This is a genomic window from Devosia sp., assembly GCF_025809055.1.
In the GTDB taxonomy this organism is placed as follows: domain Bacteria; phylum Pseudomonadota; class Alphaproteobacteria; order Rhizobiales; family Devosiaceae; genus Devosia.
The window spans coordinates 1,264,719-1,287,401 of the sequence record NZ_CP075529.1 but is presented as its reverse complement, the minus strand read 5'-3'; the positions used below and the strand labels follow the sequence as shown (position 1 = coordinate 1,287,401).

Here is a 22,683-nt window from a genome sequence, read left to right as displayed (position 1 = left end):
AGGTGGCGCGGAGCGCCGGATGAGGGGTTCAGATCGGTGGCAAACTGATAGGTTCTCACCCCTCACCCTGACCCTCTCCCCTGAGGGGCGAGGGGACGATGGGGCCGGGACCATCGGAGCACGGCACAGCATCATCATTGCTCCACCGCCCGGCCCTTGAGGGCGAAGAGGCCGCGCGGGCGGCGCTGGATGAAGAGGATGATGAGGACGAGGATCAGGATCTTGCCCAGGACGGCGCCGGCATAGGGCTCGAGGAACTTGTTGGCGATGCCCAGGCTCATGGCGCCGATCAGCGTGCCCCAGAGATTGCCGACACCGCCGAAGACCACGACCATGAAGCTGTCGATGATGTAGTTCTGGCCCAGGTTCGGCGAGATATTGTCGATCTGGGTCAGCGCCACCCCGGCGAGCCCGGCAATGCCCGAGCCGAGGCCAAAGGTCATGGCGTCGACGAATGGAGTGCGGATGCCCATGGCGGACGCCATGCGGCGGTTCTGCGTGACGGCCCGCATCTGCAGGCCCAGGGGTGTACGGTTGAGGATCACCAGCAGCAGGGCAAAGACCACAGCCGCGAAGATAACGATCCAGAACCGGCCATAAGTGATTGAAAGGCCATAGAATTCGAAGGATCCGCTCATCCAGGTCGGCGCAATCACCATCTGGTTGGTCGGCCCGAAAAGCGAGCGCACGGCCTGTTGCAGGATGAGCGACAGGCCCCATGTAGCGAGCAGGGTTTCGAGCGGCCGGCCATAGAGCCAGCGGATGATGCCGCGCTCGATGCCGACCCCGATGGCGCCGGTGACCAGGAAGGCGCAGGGCAGGGCGATCAGCAGGGAATAGTCGAGCAGGAAGGGGAAGTTCTGCCGGATGATCAGCTGGACGATGAAGGTCGTGTAGGCGCCGAGCATCACCATCTCGCCATGGGCCATGTTGATGACGCCCATGACCCCGAAGGTGATGGCCAGGCCAATGGCGGCCAGCAGCAGGACCGAACCGAGCGACAGGCCGAACCAGACATTTTGGAGAGCCCCCCAGACGGCGCGTTCCTGCTCGAGGCCGGCAATGGCCGAGCGGATGGCGGGCTGGACGTCTTCGGGCGCGGAATTGAGCGCCGAATTGAGAATGGTGATGGCATTGCGGCCGGCGCCGCTTGCAACCAGGGGCACGGCGGCGGTCCGGTCCTCGATGCTCGAGTCATCGTCGCGGAGAACCGTAACGGCGCGCGCCGTCTGCATGGCGCGCAGCACTTCGGGATTGGTTTCTTCGGCAATGGCTTCGTCGAGAAGCGGAATATTGGCGGGGTCGGGATTGGCGAGGAAACCCTGCGCGGCGGTCAGGCGCGTACGGGGATTGTCGCTCATCAGGGTCATGCCGGCGAGGGCGGAGGCGATGTCGCGCCGCAGCCCGTTGTTGACGCGGATGCGCGAGAGGTCGGCATCGGCCCCCAGTTCGAGCGTTTCGCCGGATACCGGATCGAGGTGGCTCGAACCGCGCTGGATGACGACCGTGCCGGTGGTTTCGTCGAGGTAGAGGTCGCCGGCGCCGAGCGCGGTCAGGGCGGGCACCACGGCGGGGTCACCTGTTGCGGCAAGGGTCGAGACGATCTCGGTCAATTCGCGCAGATTGGCTTCGCCCATGGCCGTGATCTGGGCGGGAATGTCCACGGTGGCATCCTGGGCGATGGCAGCGGGGGTCATGAACAACGGCAGGAGCACAAGCGCCAGGCGCAGAAGATGAGTCAGCATCGCGGGGCAAGTCCTTGTCGTTGTTCGAAATGGTGGGCACCCCCACCCAGCCTCCCCCTGAAGGAGGGGGAGGAGAAATTGCGTGCGGGCAAAATCTCGCCCCAGTCACCAGCCCGTTCCTCCCCCTTCTTCAGGGGGAGGTCAGGTGGGGTAACCCTTCTTTACTGCGCAGCCGAACCGCAGGTTTCGGTTTCGGTATTGTAGTTTCCGCAGTTGATCGGGGCGGTCCAATCGGCTTCGAGCATCTTGGACTCGGGCAGGAAGTCGGACCATGCGTCGCCGGGGACGAGGTCTTCGGTTTCCCAGACCACGAAGAACTGGCCGTCGTCCTGGATTTCACCGATCAGCACCGGCTTGGTGATGTGGTGGTTCGGGAGCATGGTGGCGATGCCGCCAGTCAGGTTCGGGGTTTCGAGGCCAACGATGGAGTCGATGACGGCGTCGGCATCGGTGGTGCCGGCGGCTTCGACTGCCGCAACCCAGAGGTTGAAGCCGATCATGTGGGCTTCCATCGGGTCATTGGTGACGCGATCGGTCGAGCCGATAAAGTCCTGCCAGGCGGCGATGAACTCTTCGTTCTCGGGGGTATCGACCGACATGAAGTAGTTCCAGGCGGCGAGATGGCCGACCAGCGGGGTGGTGTCGAAGCCGGAGAGCTCTTCCTCGCCGACCGAGAAGGCCACGACCGGGATGTCCTCGGCGGCAATGCCCTGGTTGCCCAGTTCACGGTAGAAGGGAACGTTGGCGTCGCCGTTGATGGTGGAGACCACGGCGGTCTTCTTGCCTTCCGAGCCGAAGGCCTTGATGTCGGAGACGATGGTCTGCCAATCAGAGTGACCGAAAGGCGTGTAGTTGATCATGATGTCTTCGGCGGCCACACCCTTGTCGAGCAGGTATTGCTCGAGAATCTTGTTGGTGGTCTGCGGATAGACATAGTCGGTGCCGGCCAGGACCCAGCGCTCGACGCCTTCTTCGTTCATCAGGTAGTCGACGGCCGGAATGGCCTGCTGGTTCGGGGAAGCGCCGGTATAGAACACGTTGCGCTGGGATTCTTCGCCCTCGTACTGCACGGGGTAGAAGAGCAGCGAATTGAGTTCTTCAAACACCGGCAGTACCGACTTGCGGCAGACCGAGGTCCAGCAGCCGAAGACGGCATCGACGCCATCGACTTCGATCAGCTGGCGGGCGAGTTCGGCGGCCAGCGGCCAATCCGAAGCAATGTCGACCACGACGGGTTCGAGCTGCTTGCCGAGCACGCCGCCCTTGGCGTTCTGCTGCTCAATCAGGAACAGCATGGTGTCCTTGAGCGTGGTTTCGGAAATGGCCATCGTGCCCGAAAGCGAGTGCAGGATGCCGACCTTGATGGTGTCGTCCTGCGCCATGGCCGGCACGGCGGTGAGCGAAACGCTGCCGGCCAGGACGGCGGCGAGCAGAGCGCATTTCGCGCTGAAGTTGTTCATGTGAAGTCCCTCTGGAAACTGTTGAGCCCCGAAGACACCAAGGGAGGCGCCTATGACGGAGGGGACTGTGTGCCGGTTTGTTAACGGGGCCCTATACGTCGATTGACGTAACAGGCTCTGGCCCAGATTCCGCCAACGGCCCGAATGCCCTGAAAAACCGCGTGATTTTGCCACCGGCCGTGCTAAGACGGGTGTGGCGGTTTTTTGGGCATTGCAGAATTCTGGTTAAGGCTTGGGCGCTTTATGGCACGACAGCGGATCATTCCGGTCAGAAGAGACTATAATCGCTGGGTCGCCAATCAGACTCTGGAAGACTATGCGCTGCGCTTCACCGCCAAGTCGGCGCGCCGCTTTTCCAATGACCGGATTTCGCAGACGGCCATCGGCGCAATCTCGTTTCTGGCGCTGGAGGCCATTGGCGGGGCGATCACGCTCAGTTACGGCACGACCAATGCGCTGATCGCCATTCTCGTGGCCTCGATCGCCATTCTGTTGGTCGGTGTGCCCATATCGCGCTACGCGACGCGGCACGGGGTGGATGTGGACCTGCTCACCCGCGGCGCGAGCTTTGGCTATATCGGCTCCACGATCACGTCGCTGATCTATGCCAGCTTCACCTTCATCCTTTTCGCCATCGAAGCCTCGATCATGTCGAGTGCGCTCGAACTGGCCTTTGGCATTCCGCTGTGGATCGGCCATATCATATCAGCGGTGATCGTCATCCCGCTGGTGACCCACGGCATTCGCATGATCAGCCGCTTCCAGTTGCTGACCCAGCCATTCTGGATCGTGCTCAACATCCTGCCGTTCTTCTTCATTGCCTTCATGGACTGGGAGAAGTTCGACCTGTGGCGCGCCTTTAACGGGCTGGGACAGCCGGAGGGCGCGGCCGGCACGATTGCGGCTTTCGAGGTCGCAAAATTCGGGGCGGCGTCCGCCGTCATCCTGGCGCTGATGACGCAGATCGGCGAGCAGGTGGACTTCCTGCGCTTCCTGCCGGCCGAGGGCGCGCCAAAGTGGCGGCACAAGCTGGGCATATTCCTGGCCGGGGCCGGGTGGGTGGTGGTCGGCGCACCAAAACTGATCGCCGGATCGTTCCTGGCCTTCCTCGCGCTGTCGGCCGGCGTCTCGCCGGAACATGCTTCCGAGCCCGGCTATATGTATGCAGTGGCTTTCGGCTACATGATCCCCAACGAATTCGTGGCGCTGATGCTGATGGCCGGCTTTGTGGTGATCAGCCAGCTCAAGATCAACGTCATGAACGCCTATGCCGGCTCGCTCGCCTGGTCGAATTTCTTCTCGCGGCTCACCCATAGCCATCCCGGCCGGGTCGTCTGGCTGCTGTTCAACGTCGCGATTGCCCTGTTGCTGATGGAACTGGGCATCTACCGGCTGCTCGAGGAAACGCTGGGCATCTTCTCGATCATTGCCATGGCCTGGCTTTGCACCATCTCGGCAGATCTGTTCGTCAACAAGCCGCTGGGGCTGGCGCCGCCGGGTATCGAGTTCAAGCGGGCCCACCTTTATGACATCAACCCGGTGGGCGTGGGGTCGATGCTGATCTCGGCCACCATTGCCCTGATGGCCCATTTTGGCGCCTTTGGCGACATGGCCTCGGCACTGGCTCCCTATATTGCGCTGGTGATCTGTTTTGTGGCTTCCCCGGCAATCGCCTGGGCGACCAAGGGGCGGTACTATCTGGCCCGCAAGCCGCGCAAGGCATGGGCCAGCAAGACATCCCTGACCTGCTCGATCTGCGAACATCCGTTCGAGCCCGAGGACATGGCCTGGTGCCCGGCCTATGCCGCGCCGATCTGTTCGCTATGCTGCTCGCTGGACGCGCGCTGCCACGACATGTGCAAGCCGCACGCCCATTTCCGCGCCCAGACCCATGCGGTGGCAGCAACGGTGTTGCCGCAATGGGCAATCGACAAATTGCAGACGCGGCTCGGGCGATATGGGATTTCGATGGGACTGGCGCTGGCCATTCTCGGCGCCATGCTGGGGCTGATCTACTATTTCGCCGCGCAATCGGCACCGCATACCAGCGACGTCGTGGGCGGCACATTGCTGGTGGTGTTCTTCGTGCTGGCGGTGGCGGCAGGCATCATGACCTGGTTCCTGGTACTGGCCCATGACAGCCGGCTGGTGGCGGAGGAGGAGAGTTCGCGCCAGAACACGCTGCTGCTCAAGGAAATCGACGCCCACTCGCGCACCGATGCCGAATTGCAGCGCGCCAAGGAAAAGGCGGAGGCCGCTAACCAGGCCAAGAGCCGTTATGTGGTTGGTCTCAGCCACGAACTGCGCACACCGCTCAATGCTGTGATGGGCTATGCCCAGATTCTCGAGCGGGACGCCAATGTGCCGGACAACCGCAAGGGCTCGGTGCAGGTGATCCGGCGCAGCGCCGAGCACCTGTCGGGGTTGATCGATGGGCTGCTCGACATTTCCCGCATCGAAGCGGGGCGGCTGCAGGTCTATTCCAACGAGATCAATATCCAGGATTTCTTGGACCAGATCGTCGACATGTTCCGCCTGCAGGCCGAGGCCAAGGGCCTCGAGTTTCGCCATGTGCGCGCCAAGAGCCTGCCTGTCCATGTCCGTACGGATGAAAAGCGCCTGCGGCAGATTTTGGTGAACCTGTTGTCCAACGCCATCAAGTTTACGGGCGCGGGCCATGTGCGGTTTGAAGTGGGATACCGGATGCAGGTGGCCACCTTCACGGTGGAGGATACGGGCAGCGGCATCGGCGCGGAGGACCTGCCGCACATTTTCGAGCCATTCGTTCGTGGCGAGGCCGAGAAGAACCGGTTCACGCCGGGCCTGGGCCTGGGCCTGACCATCACCAAGCTATTGACCGAAACGCTGGGCGGCGAAATCTCGGTGACCAGCGAACCGGGGCAGGGCACGCGGTTCACGGCCCGCCTGATGCTGGCCAAGGTGGAGCGCCCCGCCAAGCCGGCGCCCGATACGCGCCGCGTGACCGGCTATGCGGGCGAGCGCCGGACGATCATGGTTGTCGACGACAATCAGGATCATCGCGAGCTGATGCGCGAAATGCTGGTGCCGCTCGGCTTTACGGTGCTGACGGCGACCGGCGGGGCCGATTGCCTGGCCCAGCGCGCGGCCCAATCACCGGACCTCAGCTTCATCGATATCCGTATGCCGGAAATGAATGGATGGGAGCTGGTTTCGGCCCTGCGCGCGCATGGAGCGGTCGAACCGATCATCATGCTGTCGGCCAATATCGGGGATGGCGCGGCAACGCCGGGCCGCGACGCGGGGCATAACGACGCCTTGGCGAAACCGTTCGACCTGGCGCAGGTGCTGGACCGGCTGGGGACACACCTCGGGCTCGAATGGGTGTTCGAAGCCCCCATGCCCGCCGCGCCGCGCGAGAAAAAGCTGCTGTCGCCCGGAGCAGAGCACTTGCGGGAACTGGCCAGTCTGGGGCAAATCGGGCATGTCCGCGGCATAGACGCCAAGTTGAGCGAACTGGCTGTCGAGCCGCGCAACCTGCCGCTGGTGGAGGCGCTGCGCCGCCACATGGAGGCCTTCGATTTCGACGGCTATGCCGAAACGCTGGAACGGGTGAGCCATGAGCCGGATTGAGAAGGAGCAGGATATTGTCCTTCTGGTCGACGATTCCCCGGAATCGCTTGGGTTCCTGACCAGTGCTCTAGAACTGGCCGGGGTCACCGTCCTGGTGGCGCGCAGTGGCGATGCGGCCCTCGCCATTGCCCAGCGGGTAACGCCGGACGTGATGCTGATGGATGCGATCATGCCCGGGCTCGACGGTTTTGAGACAGCGCGGCGGCTCAAGGCCATGGCGCCGCTGGTGCATGTGCCGATCATCTTCATGACTGGCCTGACCGAGACCGAGCACATCGTCCATGCGCTGGAAAGCGGCGGCGTGGACTATCTCAGCAAGCCGATCAATGTGGACGAACTGCGCGCCCGCATCCGCGTTCACCTTGCCAATGCCCGGCGCGCGCAGAGTGCCCGCATCGCCCTGGACGCCGCCGGACGCCACCTGACGGCCTTTGCCGCCGATGGGGGCGTGTTGTGGTCGACACCGCAGGCGACGCGGTTGCTGGAGAAGGCGGGGATCGATGGCGACGGGCAGGCGGAAATGTCCCGGGCCTTTGCGGCCTGGAAGCTGGACGCCGGTACAGTGGCTTCACCCGGAACCGCGTTCGAGCTGGCGATTGCCGGCGCGGCGCCGCTGACCTTCGCATTCTTGGGCATTGTGGGGGGCGACGAATATCTCTTCCGCCTTGCTGCGGCACAGGCGGAAGGCGAAGAGGACAGCCTGCGCCAGCATTTCGGGCTGACGCAGCGCGAGAGCGAGGTGCTGTTGTGGATCGCCCGGGGCAAGTCGAACCGCGATATCGGCGATATTCTCGGGCTCAGCCCGCGCACGGTGAACAAGCATCTCGAACAGGTCTATACCAAGCTCGGTGTCGAGAACCGGGCCTCGGCGGCCATCAAGGCCATCCAGGCGCTGCAGGTGACATTCGAACTCTGACCGGCCAACGAACCTAGTAGAATTCCATAGTTTTCGGGCTCCCGGCGCATGGAACGCATGAAATAGGGGCGTTCGATTGCCCGTGCGGCCGGCCCGGTGCTTCCTCCATCACGTGCCAACCAGGCATGTGTTCAAAGGGAGTACCGAAATGAAAAAGCTGATCGCACTTTCCGTTGTTGCCGCGCTGGCAATGGCCCCTGCCGCCCAGGCCGGCGGGTTCTTCAACACCTCCAAGGGTGGCCTGCTCGGCAACGTCACCTCCGTGCTCGGCATCAAGGACATCAACGTGCTCAACGGCACCACGGTGGCCGTGGGCAACAATAGCTCGATCCTGAGCAATATCGGCAGCGGCAATGGCATTCTCGGCCTCGGCGGCCAGAACACCAATATCAACAGCAACAATTCCGAGACCAACTACTGGAACAGCTTCAACAAGCGCACCAAGGGCCGCTGGTAAGCCCAAGCGCGAAAGGCTGGCCTCCACCTTTCGTGCCGACCCGCGCCGCTGCCCCGGCGCGGGTCTCTCTATTTTGGGCGGAGCTCTTGCTTTTTCGACTGTATAAGAGGCGGGGCGGGGCTTGACGGCATCAGTCAGAGCGGGGGCGCCAGCACCCCCACCTACCTTTGCTACGGCCCTGCGGGCCTAGCGGCGGTACTTGCCATTCGAGCTCAGCTCTCATGGCCTTTTCCGCTAAGTTCGCTCCACTGGAGCGATCTTGCCTTCGGCCGCTTCAAAGCCCCATCAAGGGGGAGGTGAAGGAGACGGAGCCGATGGATCAGTTCACAGGTGAAGGACTTCAGGAGGCCAGTTCACGTTGCCAGATCGTGGTGCGCTGGCGGGGCGTGTCGGTTTCGGCGATGCGGGTTTCCTCTAGGCGCATGTCGGCGAGGCCGTCCGAGCGTGTGAAGCGCGGTTCGGCGAGGCACAGCCGCATGCCTGCAAGCGAATAGATGGTCATCGCAAGACTGGCACACCATTGCCGCCCGTCCTGCTCGAACGGCAGCACGATGTTGAGGCCAATAGCGCCGCCCGGCTCGGCAAGCAAGGTCGCCAGCCGCCGCCAGAGCGGGGCGCAGGCGGGATTGGCATCGGGATCGATCACCCAGCCAAAGCTGTCCAGAACATTGGGCTCGGCCCGCAGCGGACGGCTGCGGGCAATTGTGCTCAGGTCGGCATCGATCAGCATCAGGTGCTGATCGGATTGTTCGACGAAGTGCCGCAGGGCGCGGGCCGGTTCGGCTTCGGGCCCCCAGATGAGGCGGCGAATGGCGTCGATATTGTGCGGCCTTGGCGTATCGCGGCCGCTTTCCCAGCGGCTGACCTGGCTTTGGGTCACGCCAAGGCACTCGGCAATCGTGGCCTGCTGGATGCGGGCATGGATGCGCCAGTTGCGCAGCGCCTGGCCTATGGATCGGGAAATTTCGTTCATCGCCTGTCCTTGGAATGGGCGCAGGATTGGCGATCGGGCGGCGGGAATGTAGTTAACGGACTACTTACGTAGCCCGGTTTGGCGCTTCACCATTAATGTGAACCATAGCGCCCCTCGGAAACTGCGTATCGGGACCGTAGAGCCGCGGTTACCATGCTTGATCAGACTGGCCGGGTCTTCAACCAGCCGGGAACGCGGCATGCGCGGCTTGCTCACCATCGTTGTGTCCGTCGCGCTCGGAGCGCCCGCCGTAGCGCAGGCGCCGGTCACGCTCGCCAGCACATTCGAAGCGGGCTGGACGTCCAATGTCAGTGAAAATGAGGACGGTGCGGGAGACGTTTTTCTACGCCAGGCCCACGATCTTTCCATCCAGGGCATGATCGGTCAGATGGCTCTTCGGGGTGGTCTGCAGGTGGAGCAGACGCGCTTCGGGGCCACGCCGATTGCCGATGAACTGTCGGTCACTGCCGGCCTTGAGGCGGGGCTGGCGCTGGGGGAGGGCGCGGCGCTGCGCGCCGGATATGCGCTGAGCCGCGACTGGTCGGGCGGTAGCCTCGACCTCGCCGACATACCGGTGACGATCAGCAATTCGGACCTGACACATGAGGCGCTGGCCGAGTTGACCCTTGCCGCACCCGGCCGTGCTCTGGTGCTGGGTATCGACCATATCCAACTCCGCCCAGGCCTATCCCGGCTCGATCCCTTGCCGCTGCCGCCGCAAAAACTGGCGCCCGATGCCGGCCTCACCACCTTTCGGCTCGACGGTGAGTGGGCGCTTGGCGCGGCCGCTACCAGTCTGGCGCGCGCGCGGGCTTTTGTTACACAGGTGGATGAGGACGAGCGGCTAAGCTTCCTGCGCGAGCCGGCCGATGGCGTGCAATTGGCGGCCGGGCTGCGGCTTGGCTCCGGGAGTATCGGCGTCGAGGCCTTTGGCGGGGTCGACCTGGTCTGGCCGCGCACGGCGCCGGAGCGGTTGCAGGTGCTGCCTCATGTCGATGTTTCCGCAGAGGTGGCGCTGAGCGACAGGCGCTCGGTCTATCTGCGCGGGGCCACCGGCGTCGAGCGGCTGAAGCCCATAGACAATGTGGCCGGCGCGACGTGGGAGTCCGAACTGGGTCTTCGTGCCGATCTTCCCGAAGACCGGCAGGCGGTGCTGGCCCTATCGCACAATCGGGAGACGGGGCTTTATGGGGCAGGGTGGTCGTCCCGGACCGAGGTCAGTGCCAGGTTCACGACCCCCCTTTTCCACCAGCTGCGGCTGACGCTCGGCGCGTCTCAGGCCTGGTTGGATTCCGGCGCAGGAGTGGTGCCCGTTTCACGCCTCGGTGCCACCCTGACCGCCAGCATCTGATCGATCACATTTTTGGTTCAAGGCAATCTTCAGGGAACCCCATGCCGCCCCCGCCGTTGCACTGGAAACCGGTACCGACACCGGTCCTCTACACGACGGACCGCCAATAGAGCTTCCGTCCTGAAACGGTGGTCGGCCCCAAAGGTTGACGCTCCTTTGTTGGCTGCCCCGTGGGCGCGAAACTTCGGTTTCGCGCCCTTCTCTTGTTCACTTCCGTGCATTTGAGATTAAAAAATAGGCAGTATGAGTTTCTGGCGCCGATATGTGCAGAAACTGCTTGCGCCGCGAACTGGCCTGCGCTTGATTTCCCCCAATACACATTGGGGACATCAAATATGCTTTCACGCCGCATGCTCCTGGCCACAATTGCCTTGGCCGCCTCCGGGGTAAGCCTGCCCGCTTTCGCACAGACCGATATCAAGCTGACGCTCGACTGGCGTTTCGAGGGCCCGGCTGCCGGGTTCCTGCTGGCACAGGACAATGGCTATTTCGCCGAAGAAGGTCTCAACGTGACCATCGACGTGGGCAATGGCTCGGTCGAGGCCATTCCACGCGTGGCAACGGGCGCCTACCAGTTCGGATTTGGCGACATCAATTCGGTCATCAAGTTCCTCGACGAAGACCCCGCCCAGCCGGTCGAGGCGGTGATGATGGTCTATGACAAGCCCGTCTTCTCGGTCGTCGGCCGCAAGTCGCTGGGCGTGACCGAGGATCCCAAGTCTCTCGAAGGCAAGAAGCTGGGTGCGCCACCGCCGGATGGCGCTTTCGCGCAGTGGCCCGCCTTCGTGGAGGTTGCCGGCATCGACGACAGCGCCATCACGCTTGAATCCATCGGCTTTCCGGTGCGCGAGCCGATGCTGGCCTCGGGCGATGTGGACGGCGTCTTCGGCTTCGCCTTCTCGGTGATCCTTAACCTCAAGGCCAATGGCGTGCCCGATGACGACATTGCCACCATCCTGTTCGCCGACCATGGCCTCAACCTCTATGGGAACGCGGTCCTCGTGAACGAGACGTTCGCCGAGGAAAATCCTGAGGCGGTTACCGGTTTCCTGCGGGCGCTGGCCAAGGGTTTTGCCGATGCCGTTGCCGACCCGGCAGCGGGAGCGGCAGCCGTTATTGCCCGCAACGAGACGCTCAATGTCGAGACTGAGACCGAGCGGCTGCAGATGGCCATCGATATGAACATCAAGACCCCCTACGTGGTCGAGAACGGCTTTGGCGGCATCGATGAGGCGCGGCTGGATGCGTCCATTGAAACGCTCAAGCTCTCCATGGGTCTCAAGGGCAATGTGACTGCGGCCGACGTGTTTGACGGCCAATACCTGCCGCCAGCCGAAGAGCGCATGCTGCCATAAGTCATCGTGTTCCCCGGCCCAGGCATCGGGGGACGCTACCAGACCCGGCTCGGGCGATAAGGGCGCCCGGGTTCATCGGCCCCGGTTCGTTCATTCGAGGGAACGAGAACGGACCGGGGCGGGTCCAATTTGCATCGGGAGCCCGCATGGCCTCGCCTCTTGTCAGTATCGAAAATGTCGACATGCGCTATGGCGGGCCGTCCGGCACGCTGGCGGTCAGCGGACTTGACCTCACCATCGGGCGTGGCGAATTCGTCGCGGTGGTCGGGCCGTCTGGCTGCGGCAAATCCACCTTGATGAAGCTGACCACCGGTCTGCATATCCCTCAATCGGGTCATGTCATCGTCGCGGGGGAACAGGTCTCCAAGCCGGTCTCCATCGTCGGCATGGCCTTTCAGAACCCGACAATGCTGCCCTGGCGCACCACGCTCGAAAACATCCTGTTGCCCCTCGAAATCGTCGAGCGGCACCGCCATAGGTTGCGCCGGCACAGGGCCGAATATGTCGAAAAGGCCGAAAAGCTTCTCGAAACCGTGGGCCTCAAGGGCTTTGGCAGCAAGTTTCCCTGGCAATTGTCGGGCGGCATGCAGCAGCGGGCCAATCTGTGCCGGGCGCTGATCCACGAGCCGGAACTGCTGATGCTCGACGAGCCTTTCGGGGCGCTGGATGCCTTTACGCGCGAAGAGCTTTGGTGCGTGATCCGCGATCTGCATGCCGAGCAGGACGTCACCATTGTCCTTGTCACGCACGACCTGCGCGAAAGCGTGTTCCTGGCGGACAAGGTGGTGGTGATGAGCGCCCGGCCGGGTCGGGTGATTTCCGAACACGATGTGCCCTTCGCGCGTCCGCGTCAGCTCGATCTGCTCTACGAACCCGAATTCAACGCCATGGTGCAGACCCTGCACGGCGAAATCGCCACGGCGAGGGTGGCTGCATGAGCGCCGACCAGACGGTTTCCCCGATTGCCGCGCCGCCGCGCCCGGCCCTGCGGATCAACTGGGTGCGGCTGGCCCCCGTGCTCTACACGATCGGGCTGTTCGTGCTGTGGGAAATCGGCGTGCGCCTGTCCGGCCTGCCGCACACCATATTGCCGACTCCGAGCCGCATCTTCGAGGCAATCGTCCAGTATTGGTCGCCGATCTGGAAGAACTCGGTGCAGACGCTCTACACCACCGTTCTCGGATTCCTGATCGCTGTGGTTGCGGGGCTGGGGATCGGGCTGTTCATCGGCTGGTCGAAGACCATCTATGCCGGTCTTTATCCGATCATGGTCGGTTTCAACGCCATTCCCAAGGTGGCGCTGGTGCCGATCCTGGTCATCTGGTTCGGCATCGGCACCGTGCCGGCGGTGCTGACTGCGTTCCTGATTTCGTTCTTTCCCATCGTGGTCAATGTGGCCACGGGGCTCGCCACCATAGAGCCGGAGACCGAGGACGTGCTGCGTGCCCTGGGGGCCAAGAAGCTCGACATCATGCTCAAGGTCGGGATTCCGCGGTCCATGCCGTATTTCTTCGGGTCGCTGAAGGTTGCGATCACGCTGGCCTTTGTGGGTTCGGTGGTCAGCGAAACGGTGGCGTCGAACAATGGACTGGGGCAGATGATGGCGTCGGCGCAGTCCAACTTCAACGTGCCACTGGTGTTTGCGGGCCTGCTCATGCTCGCCGTCGAGGGCATTGCCATGTATGCGCTGATGGCCTGGATCGAAAAGCGCATGACCGGCTGGGCGCACCGGAGCACCATGGCCAATTAGCCGGTGATGGCCTCTGCGCCGTGGACGACGAGCGCAGCATCAGGACGCGCCAGGGCCACCAGGGTCAATCCCGACGCGCGCGCGCGCTCAGCTGCCAGACTGGTTGGCGCCGATATGGTCACCAGCATGGGGCAACCGGCACGCACGGTTTTTTCGACCAACTCGTAGCTGCAACGCGCTGTCAGCAGGATGAAGCCATTCGATGGCGAGGTGTTTGATCGGGCCAGGGCGCCCAGCAATTTGTCGAGTGCATTGTGCCGGCCCACATCCTCCCGCACCATCAGGATTTCGCCTGCCGGCGTGCAGAATGCAGCGGCATGAGCACCGCCTGTTTCGCTACCCAGTAGTTGATGAGTGGGCAGATTGGACAGAGCCCGAGCTATCGCAGACCGGGTCGTCGCGATTGTCGCACTCAGTCGTGGCAGGGGCCTGAGGACTTCGGCGATACTCTCAATCCCGCACAGTCCGCACGAGCTTTCACCGACGCGTTTGCGCGCGCGCGCCACAGCCTTTCGCACACCTTCCGGCGGCAGTCCAAGGCGCGCGAGAAAGCCGCCTTCAATCGGGCTTATGACCATGTTTGAAATTTCATCCTGATGGGCAATGAGTCCTTCGGACAAGGCAAATCCGACAACATAGTCTTCGAGGTCAACCGGGGTTGCCATCATCACGGCATAGCCGATGCCGCCGACTTCTATGGCTATCGGCGCCTCGATCGCTAGGGGGCGGACCGTCTCGCTGGTGCCCGGTTCCCCGAGCCCCAATCGCAGAACATCCATGGTCCGAGTTGCCGATGTGCTGGACATTACTGCCGAACGACGCGCACGGGAATCGACTTGGCGGCCGGGGTGCCGCTGATACGATCGTAATAATCCAGCGGCAAGAGGGGATTGAGTTCGGGGTAGTAACCCGCGACTGCGCCACGCGGCATGGGGTAGTCAAGCACGGTAAGGGCATCGACACGCCTTGAGACGCCGTCGTGGAAGATCGTCTCGACACTGATCTTCTGGCCTGCTTCCAGTCCGCGATCCTGCCGGTCATCCGCATTCATAAACAGGACCATGCGGTCGTTATAGACGCCGCGATAGCGGTCGGAGTTGGAGTAGATGGTGGTGTTGAACTGGTCGTGGCTGCGGACGGTCGCGAGCCGCAGCATGTCCTTGTCATCCACCGGCGCATTGGCATCCAGCCCCTCGAAGACCAGAAAATTGGCCTTGCCATTGGGTGTTTTCCAAACCCGACGGCGCGAGGGGACATCGAGATGGAAACCCTTGGGGTTTTTGATCTTGTCGTTAAAGCCAGAATAGATGGCCGGATAAACCTCGGCAATCTTGTCGCGTATGGCCGCGTAGTCGTTGATGTAGCGGGCCCAATCTACTTTGCTGTCGGGCAGCGTGGCCATGGCCATGCGGCAGACGATTTCCGTTTCCGGCAGGAGGTGCTCGCTGGCCGGCTCAAGCACCCCCCGCGACGGGGTGACATTGCTCATCGCATCCTCGATGGTGACGACCTGTTCGCCCAGGGCCGTCCGGACATGCTCGGATCGCGCCACTACCGGCAAGATCAACGCGTCCCGGCCATGCACCAGGTGGCCACGATTGAGCTTGGTGGCTATGCCCACCGTCAGCGAGAGCCTGCGCATTGCTGCGTAGGCTTCGTTGGTGTCGGGCACTGCCCGTACAAAATTGCCGCCAAGGCCGATAAAAACCTTGGCTTTGCCGGCCTTCATGGCTTCGACCGATTCCACGGCGTGATGACCATGGTCGCGCGGCGGCTCGAAGCCGAAGACGTCTCTGACGCGGTCGAGATATTCTGGCGTCGGCTTTTCGTCGATACCGACCGTGCGGTCGCCCTGGACGTTGGAATGCCCCCTGATGGGCGCAATCCCGGCACCCGGCTTGCCGATATTGCCGCGCAGCAGCAACAGGGCGGCCACTTGTTGCAGCAGGCGCGATCCTTGTTGATGCTGGGTCAGGCCCATGCCGTAGCAGATGATCGTTGCCCTGGATCGGATATAGATCTCCGCAACGCGACGGATCTGTTCCTCGCTGATGCCCGAGGCCTCTACCAATTCCGGCCAGGAATGGCTCAACACATCATCGCGCAGGCCGTCGAGACCGGCGGTATGTTCGTCGATGAAGGCGTGGTCAAGGACTTGTTCGCCTGCGGCCTCGCGTTCGAACATGACCTTCATCATGCCCTTGAGGAGGGCGAGGTCGCCGCCGATCCGGATGTGGACGAACTCGCTGGCGATGGGGGTCGAGCCGAACGTCGCCATTTGGACGACGTCCTGGGGTTCGGTAAACTTGATCAGCGCCCGCTCGGGCATCGGATTGACCGCGACAATAGGAATGCCGCGTTTCCGCGCTTCCACAAGGTTGGTCATCATGCGGGGAGAATTGGTACCGGTGTTCTGGCCGATGATGAAGATTGCTTCGGCTTCGTCGAAATCCTTGAGAATGACGGAACCCTTGCCGATACCCAACACCGGAGGCAGGCCACGGCTGGTTGGCTCATGGCACATGTTCGAACAATCGGGGAAATTGTTGGTGCCGAATTCGCGCACAAAGATTGAGTACAAAAAGGCCGCTTCGTTCGGGGTGCGGCCGGAGGTGTAGAATTCGGCTTCATGCGGGCTCTGGAGTGCGCGCAGGTGCTTGCCAATCAGCGCAAAGGCGTCATCCCAGCTGCAAGGCACATAGTGGTCCGACGATGCGTCGTAGCGCATGGGTTCGGTCAGGCGACCCTGCATTTCGAGCCAGTAGTCGGATTGCTCCATCAGGTCGGCAACACTGTGCTGCGCAAAGAAGTCTCGCGTAACGCGGTTTCTCGTAGCCTCGTGGGCGAGCGCCTTGGCTCCGTTCTCGCAGAATTCCAGGCGCTTGCGTTCGTCCGCATCGGGGAAGGCGCAGGATGGACATTTAAATCCGCCGGGCTGGTTCATTTCCAGCAATGCGCGCGAGCCCTTTGTCAGCACGCTTTGTTCCATGAGGACTTTCGCCGTTGCCGCCGCAGCACCCCAGCCACCAGCCGGGTGTTGATAGGTCTTATACCTTGGCGTGTCGGTCATCGGGGCCTCCAAAAAACGTGGCGCATCACAGCCTAGCACCGGGTCGAAGTTCGTGGCCAGAGCCGGTCCGATGTGTGACGCCCCCTTTTCGGGGTTCTGCTGGGCTACGCCTGCGATTAAGCTGTGGCCGGTATCAGGGGGCTAAACTCATGAACGAGGGCGAAGGCCCCAAACTGGCTGGTCCGCGGACAAACGGCCGGCAGTCCGACGCCGCCAACATTCTGGCTGCCGTGCTCGTCTTTGTCCTGGGCGTGGTCACGGGATTTCCGCTCGCGACGACGGGCGTGCAGTTTCTCACCGAGAATCTGGGGCAGGTGCTTACGGTTCTGCTGGTGCTGTTGCTGGTGGCCCTGGTCATCGCCACGCTTTTGTTCATCTTCCGCAAGCAGATCTGGGGCAGTCTGTTCCGGCGCGGCGAAATCGAGATGGAGCGTTTCGCCCAGCCGCTGGCCGATGTCGCCCGCTATGCGGCAACCCAGAAGGTCGACGAAGCGACCGATGCGGCCCGGTCGCTCGCAGAGCTGGTGCTGGCGCGCTATGCCTGGATCGCGACACGGCGCTGGCTGGTTGCGACGATGACCGCCTTTATCGCGGCGATTGCGGCACTCGCCGGGTCGGCCCTTCTGTTCCAGCAAAACCAGTTGCTGCGCGAGCAGACGGAGCGGTTGAGCGAACAGAACCGCATGATCGAGTACCAGATCGAGCTGGGTGATGCAGATCGCAGCGCCGCCATCCTGCCTGAAATCCTGGATATCGGGGCGGAACTGGGCAATGAGGCCAATTCGATTGACCCGATGGCCGATGGCTCGCTGTCGACCAATGCGCTCAGCGCCTCGCTCCAGGCCCGGATCGTCGCGGCCAGCAACGCAGCGCGACCCTATCGGTACCTGCAATCGCCGATCCTGCAGCTCGATGACGAGCAGATTTCCGTCTCCGCCCTGCTGCGCCGCCGCGACCTGCCCGTGGCCGAGCGTGTGGCCAGCCAGTTGCGTGCCGCCGGGATCGAACCCGAAGCCATCACCGAACTGGGGGCCGGGGAACTGATCGATCGCCCGGTCTCGCCAGAGCGGGGGCAATTGCTGACCCTATTGTTCCAGAGCCGGTTTTTCGACACGGAGTGGCTGACCAGCGTGGGCGCGGATTTCAGCTATGCAGAGGTGCGCGCGCCCATTCTCGTGCTGATGTCGCTGCGGCACGCCAATCTGCGCTTTGCCGATTTTTCTCGGATTTCTCTCAACCAGGTCCAGTTCGGTGGCGCCGTATTGGAGCAGGCAAGGTTCGTGCGGACGGAGCTCAAGTCGGTCTCCTTTGCGGCGCTGACCAATAGTCAGGCGCACCAGACTTACCAGGCCCCAGACAGCGAAACGCTGTGGGTCACCCGCATGAGCGGCGCCGATTTTCGCCGGGCGCGCATCGAAGCGAGCAGCTTTGCAGGGGCTGCGGGCTTTGCGATCAATTTCGACGGTGCCCTTTTGCATGAGGTCGATTTTTCCGGCGCCTCGATCGCCGGTTCGACATTCCGCGGCGCCACCTTCGGTGCGGTCGATTTCTCGGGCGCCAATATGGCCAGCGTCGATTTTCAGGATGCCGTGGTCTTTGACCCCGGATTTCTCGAAACACTTGGATCGCAGGCGGAGGCGGGGAGTTTTGATCCGGGCGCCTATCGGCTGGAACCGGTGCCGGATAGCCAGCGCGCGGAATTGCCGCTCCAGACCGAGCATTTCCGGATGGGTGAACTGGCCGACGCGCCAGCCTTTCGCATCGTAAGCTTCGATCAGCCCTGATCCTGTCGCGGACCTGGCTGCCGCCCGGGGCGAGACCCCTTCACGATAGGAATGAAACGACGGAGCCCTTCCCTTCTCCCCTGAGGGGAGAAGGTGGCGCGAAGCGCCGGATGTGGGGTTCACATTCGCGTTCATGCCGAGGGGCTTTCACCCCTCACCCCATCCCTCTCCCCTGAGGGGAGAGGGGGCTATGAAGGCGATGGTTCGGTTTAAGGGTGAAACTCTCTAGCCAAATCGCTCGACGAGGTCGCCCGATATGCTGTGGAGGCGCGCGAGGTCCTCCCCGGAGAAATCGTGCGGCTCGTAGTCGACCAGAACCAGCGCGCCGACGCGGTTGCCATCGGGCAGGACGATCGGCACACCGGCATAAAAGTCGATGCCGTTGGTGACGAGATAGTCGTTGTCGCCAACGGTTTCGTCGGGCGTGTTCGAGTGCACGACCAGAGGTTCGTTCCGTTCGGCCACCAGCCGGGTCAGCCGCACGGAGTCGGTATCTTCGAGGTGGCGTTCGTCATCGAGCAGGTTGATCATGGCGGCCGGCACGCCAAAGGACTCGGCGATCGTGTCGAGTTCCCGGCCAAGGGCATCGTCGCCGCGCCCGAGCCCGGCAAAGGGGCGCCGCACGGCTTTTGCCTTGACGGGCGCTGTGGGCATTGCAGCCGACGCCAGCGCCTCAAGGGCGGCATCGAGGTCGCGGACGACGCTGTCGACATGCAGCGTTTCGGCGGTTTCACCCGCGGCCAACTCGTTCAGCACGGCCACCGTTATCCGGACATCGGGCGCCATGCGGCGGACGCGGCGGGCGACATAGCGGCACTGGGCCCGCAGGTCAGCGCCCAGGAAGACGAGCAGAATATCGTGCACGTTTTCCAGATCGAGCCGTCCGATGGCCTCTTGCCGGATTGCTCCGGGCGGCAGGACCAAATTGGCGACGGACTCGTCAAGCAGTTCCGAGCCGATCAGGCGCGCAGCGGCCTCATCGATCTCTGTTCGCCCGCCGATAACGAGTATCGGCGCTGTTTCCGGCCAAGCTGGTTCAAGAACCGCATCGACCACGGTATCGAAGGCAGTGATCAACTGCCGTCTCTGGGGCACGGATTCGGGGCGGTCGGCCAGTTCGGCCGCGCCCATGCGCAGGGCGGGCAGCATGATGTCGCGGATCAATGCGCCCTTGTCGTGGGTTTCGAGATAAGCCTCGCTGATCTCGATCGAGTCTTCGGCATCACCCTTGAGCATGCGCTGATAGAGGCGCTCGGGTGGAGACAGGACCGGCTCGCTGCCGAGCAAGGTTTCGAGAAACTGGAACTGCGGCAGGTGCCGGCCGATCACCACCAGGCAAACCGTCATCGGGGTGGAGAGGATCAGGCCGACCGGGCCCCAGAGGGTTGCCCAGAACATGGCTGAAAGCAGGATGGCAATCGGGGAAACGCCAGTGCTGGAGCCATAGAGACGCGGCTCGATGACATTGGCCGTCGTCAGGTCGATGACGAGAAACAGGCCGACCGAAAGAAGCAGCATGTTCCAGGTCGGATCGACGGCGAAGGCCAGGGCAAAGGGAACCGTGGCGATGATCAGCGCCCCGACAAAGGGGATATAGCGAAACAGCACGATGAGCAGGCCCCAGAGCGGGGCGCTGGGCACGCCGATCAGCCAGAGTCCGAACCCGAACAGCGTGCCATAAGTCACGTTGACCATCAGCTGGATGATGAGATAGCGCCCGACGCGGCGGCTGGCATCGCTGATGGCGAGATTGGTCAGGGAATAGCGTCCCGCGCTCACCAGCCGGATGAAGCGGTCCTGCAGGTCGGCCCGGCCGAGCAGCAGGAAAATCAGGAACACGGTGACGATGGCGATGGTGGCCACGGGCCCCACGACCGAACCCATGATCGAGGTGATCAGGCTCAACGGGCCCAGTTCATTGGAGATGGTCACAGGGACCGGCGCCATCTGCCCCGGTCCGGGTTCGGCACCGATATTTTCGCCGACATTGGCGAGCATGGCATAGATCTGATCGATCCAGACCAGCCCGCCGAACTGCTCCTGCAGACCGGTCATCTTGTCCTGGATGACCTGGCGGTAGAGCGGCAATTCCTGAACGAGATTGGCGATCTGCGTCCCGGCGAGAATGGCGAAACTGGACAGGACCGCGACGGCGAGCAGCACCGCGACGATGACGGCAACAGGGTCGGGCAGCCCGACCCGCCGGTTCATCCACGAGACGAGCGGATTGAGCGCGAAGGCCAGGAGGACCGCAAGGACCAATGGCACGAATATGCCGGCGCCGAGATAGAGCAGGGCGGCGATGATCGCAAAGGTCGCTATGCTTTCAAAGGCGCTCGGGCGGCGGTGCGAGAATACGGGCGGTGCCGGAAATTCAGTCAAATCTGGTCCCTCATGCCCGTTTCAATGCCCCTTGGGTGGTTTCGTTCCTTTGCCGAAGTTTTTTGGCTGCGCAGCTCGGCTGCCGGGCAGTTGCCCCCGGCACGGCCATGGCCTACATAGGCGCCGACAACCGAATAGTTTCTGAGAGGTCGCGGCACATGGCTCGCCAGTTCATCTACCACATGCACGGAATGAGTAAGGCCTATTCCGGTGGCAAGAAGGTGCTGGATAACATCAACCTCTCCTTCTACCCCGATGCCAAGATCGGCGTCCTAGGCCCCAATGGCTCGGGCAAGTCGACCCTGCTCAAGATCATGGCCGGCATCGACAGCGAATTTTCCGGAGAGGCCTGGGTGGCCGATGGAGCCAAGGTCGGCTACCTGCCGCAGGAACCGCAGCTCGACCCGGCGCTCAACGTGCTGGGCAATGTCATGACCGGCGTCAAGGAAAAGAAGGAAATCGTCGACCGCTACAACGAGTTGATGATGAACTATTCCGACGAGACCGCCGACGAGGCGACCAAGCTGCAGGACATCATCGACAGCCAGAACCTGTGGGATCTCGAATCTCAGGTGGAAGTGGCCATGGAAGCGCTCGGCTGCCCGCCGGGCGATGCCGATGTCACCAATCTTTCGGGTGGCGAGAAGCGCCGCGTGGCGCTCTGCGCGCTGCTGCTCTCAAAGCCCGACCTGCTGCTGCTGGACGAGCCGACCAACCATCTCGATGCGGAAACCACCGCCTGGCTCGAGCGTCACCTGCGCGAATTCGACGGTGCGGTGCTGATCATCACCCACGACCGCTACTTCCTCGACAATGTCACCGGCTGGATTCTCGAGCTCGATCGCGGCCGCGGCGTGCCCTATGAGGGCAATTACTCGGCCTATCTCGATGCCAAGGCCAAGCGCTTTGCCCAGGAAAAGAGCGAAGACGCGGCCCGCGCCAAGGTGCTGGAACGCGAAAAGGAATGGATGGGGCAGTCGCCGCAGGCGCGGCAGGCCAAGTCCAAGGCCCGCATCAAGGCCTATGACGAACTGGTCAAGCTCAACGAAGCCCGCACCCAGTCCCATACCGCCCAGATCATCATTCCGCCCGGCGAACGGCTGGGCCAGAATGTCATCACGGTCGAAAACCTGAGCAAGTCCTTCGGCGACCGCCTCCTCATCGACGACCTCTCCTTCAAGCTGCCGCCGGGCGGCATTGTCGGCATCATCGGGCCGAATGGCGCCGGCAAAACCACGCTGTTCAAGATGCTGACCGGGCAGGAACAGCCCGACAGCGGTTCCGTCAGCGTCGCCGACAATGTCCATCTCGGCTATGTCGACCAGAGCCGCGACGCCCTGGCCTCCAACAAAACCGTGTGGGAGGAAATCTCCGGGGGCGACGAAATCCTGCTGCTCGGCAAGCGCGAGATGAATTCACGCGCCTATACCTCGGCTTTCAACTTCAAGGGTGGCGATCAGCAGCAGAAGGTCGGCAATCTCTCGGGCGGGCAGCGCAACCGCGTGCACCTGGCCAAGATGCTCAAGAGCGGCGCCAATGTCCTGCTGCTGGACGAGCCGACCAACGATCTGGACACCGAAACCCTTGCGGCGCTCGAAGAGGCGCTGGAGGAATTCGCCGGTTGCGCCGTGATCATCAGCCACGACCGCATGTTCCTCGACCGCCTCGCCACCCACATGCTGGCCTTCGAGGGCGACAGCCATGTCGAATGGTTCGAGGGCAATTTCCAGGACTATGAAGCGGATAAGGTTCGCCGACTGGGCGCCGATGCGGTGAACCCGAAACGCGCGACGTATAAACCGCTGACGCGGTAGGGACTTGGGGCGGG

Annotated in this window: 15 protein-coding genes; 9 read left to right on the top strand and 6 right to left on the bottom strand. The window is 62.8% G+C overall.

Going from position 1 to position 22,683, the window contains the following annotated elements; genetic code table 11:
* Positions 1–134: 134 nt before the first annotated feature.
* The gene (gene urtB / locus KIT02_RS06320; RefSeq protein WP_297583725.1) at positions 135–1,745 is read right to left on the bottom strand and encodes an urea ABC transporter permease subunit UrtB; all 1,611 of its coding nucleotides are present in this window, start codon (positions 1,743–1,745) and stop codon (positions 135–137) included.
* A 161-nt stretch (positions 1,746–1,906) separates the two neighbouring features.
* On the bottom strand, positions 1,907–3,205 hold the full coding sequence (gene urtA / locus KIT02_RS06315; RefSeq protein WP_297583722.1) for an urea ABC transporter substrate-binding protein: 1,299 nt from the start codon (positions 3,203–3,205) through the stop codon (positions 1,907–1,909).
* A 243-nt stretch (positions 3,206–3,448) separates the two neighbouring features.
* On the opposite strand from urtA, the gene KIT02_RS06310 reads away from it, so the two are divergent.
* The 3 genes from KIT02_RS06310 (at position 3,449) to KIT02_RS06300 (ending at position 8,190) form a co-directional block, all read left to right on the top strand.
* The gene (locus tag KIT02_RS06310; RefSeq protein WP_297583720.1) at positions 3,449–6,817 is read left to right on the top strand and encodes an ATP-binding protein; all 3,369 of its coding nucleotides are present in this window, start codon (positions 3,449–3,451) and stop codon (positions 6,815–6,817) included.
* Positions 6,804–7,733 carry a DNA-binding response regulator gene (locus tag KIT02_RS06305; RefSeq protein WP_297583717.1) on the top strand — a complete coding sequence of 310 codons (930 nt, stop codon included), beginning with the start codon at positions 6,804–6,806 and terminating at the stop codon, positions 7,731–7,733. Before KIT02_RS06310 ends, KIT02_RS06305 begins: the two co-directional genes overlap by 14 nt.
* Before the next feature lie 148 nt (positions 7,734–7,881).
* Entirely contained in the window at positions 7,882–8,190 is a 309-nt protein-coding gene (locus KIT02_RS06300; protein WP_297583715.1) for a hypothetical protein, read from the top strand.
* Positions 8,191–8,530: 340 nt separating this feature from the next.
* Here KIT02_RS06300 and KIT02_RS06295 read toward each other — a convergent pair whose 3' ends face one another.
* A complete protein-coding gene (locus tag KIT02_RS06295) occupies positions 8,531–9,163 on the bottom strand; it encodes a helix-turn-helix transcriptional regulator (RefSeq protein ID WP_297583712.1) in 633 nt (210 codons plus the stop codon).
* 199 nt (positions 9,164–9,362) lie between these two features.
* Between KIT02_RS06295 and KIT02_RS06290 the strand changes: the two genes are divergently transcribed.
* From KIT02_RS06290 to KIT02_RS06275, 4 genes are all read left to right on the top strand, one after another.
* Entirely contained in the window at positions 9,363–10,514 is a 1,152-nt protein-coding gene (locus tag KIT02_RS06290; RefSeq protein ID WP_297583710.1) for a hypothetical protein, read from the top strand.
* Positions 10,515–10,849: 335 nt separating this feature from the next.
* Positions 10,850–11,869 (top strand): ABC transporter substrate-binding protein, encoded by a 1,020-nt coding sequence (locus tag KIT02_RS06285; RefSeq protein WP_297583708.1) that lies wholly within the window; start codon positions 10,850–10,852, stop codon positions 11,867–11,869.
* Between the two features lie 146 nt (positions 11,870–12,015).
* Positions 12,016–12,807 (top strand): ABC transporter ATP-binding protein, encoded by a 792-nt coding sequence (locus KIT02_RS06280; RefSeq protein WP_297583706.1) that lies wholly within the window; start codon positions 12,016–12,018, stop codon positions 12,805–12,807.
* Positions 12,804–13,619: an ABC transporter permease gene (locus KIT02_RS06275; RefSeq protein WP_297583704.1), complete on the top strand. Its 816-nt coding sequence runs from the start codon at positions 12,804–12,806 to the stop codon at positions 13,617–13,619. The genes KIT02_RS06280 and KIT02_RS06275 overlap by 4 nt, the downstream gene beginning before the upstream one ends.
* Here KIT02_RS06275 and fdhD read toward each other — a convergent pair.
* Both fdhD and KIT02_RS06265 read right to left on the bottom strand, forming a co-directional pair.
* Positions 13,616–14,383: a formate dehydrogenase accessory sulfurtransferase FdhD gene (gene fdhD, locus KIT02_RS06270; protein ID WP_297583702.1), complete on the bottom strand. Its 768-nt coding sequence runs from the start codon at positions 14,381–14,383 to the stop codon at positions 13,616–13,618. The genes KIT02_RS06275 and fdhD overlap by 4 nt on opposite strands.
* 41 nt (positions 14,384–14,424) lie before the next feature.
* On the bottom strand, positions 14,425–16,689 hold the full coding sequence (locus tag KIT02_RS06265) for an FdhF/YdeP family oxidoreductase (RefSeq protein ID WP_297583700.1): 2,265 nt from the start codon (positions 16,687–16,689) through the stop codon (positions 14,425–14,427).
* Positions 16,690–16,838: 149 nt separating this feature from the next.
* Here KIT02_RS06265 and KIT02_RS06260 point away from each other — a divergent pair, with 149 nt between their 5' ends.
* Positions 16,839–18,473 (top strand): pentapeptide repeat-containing protein, encoded by a 1,635-nt coding sequence (locus KIT02_RS06260; RefSeq protein ID WP_297583698.1) that lies wholly within the window; start codon positions 16,839–16,841, stop codon positions 18,471–18,473.
* Between the two features lie 225 nt (positions 18,474–18,698).
* Here KIT02_RS06260 and KIT02_RS06255 read toward each other — a convergent pair whose 3' ends face one another.
* A complete protein-coding gene (locus KIT02_RS06255) occupies positions 18,699–20,855 on the bottom strand; it encodes an AI-2E family transporter (protein ID WP_297583695.1) in 2,157 nt (718 codons plus the stop codon).
* 158 nt (positions 20,856–21,013) lie between these two features.
* Here KIT02_RS06255 and ettA point away from each other — a divergent pair, with 158 nt between their 5' ends.
* The gene (ettA, locus tag KIT02_RS06250; RefSeq protein WP_297583692.1) at positions 21,014–22,669 is read left to right on the top strand and encodes an energy-dependent translational throttle protein EttA; all 1,656 of its coding nucleotides are present in this window, start codon (positions 21,014–21,016) and stop codon (positions 22,667–22,669) included.
* Positions 22,670–22,683 lie beyond the last annotated feature (14 nt).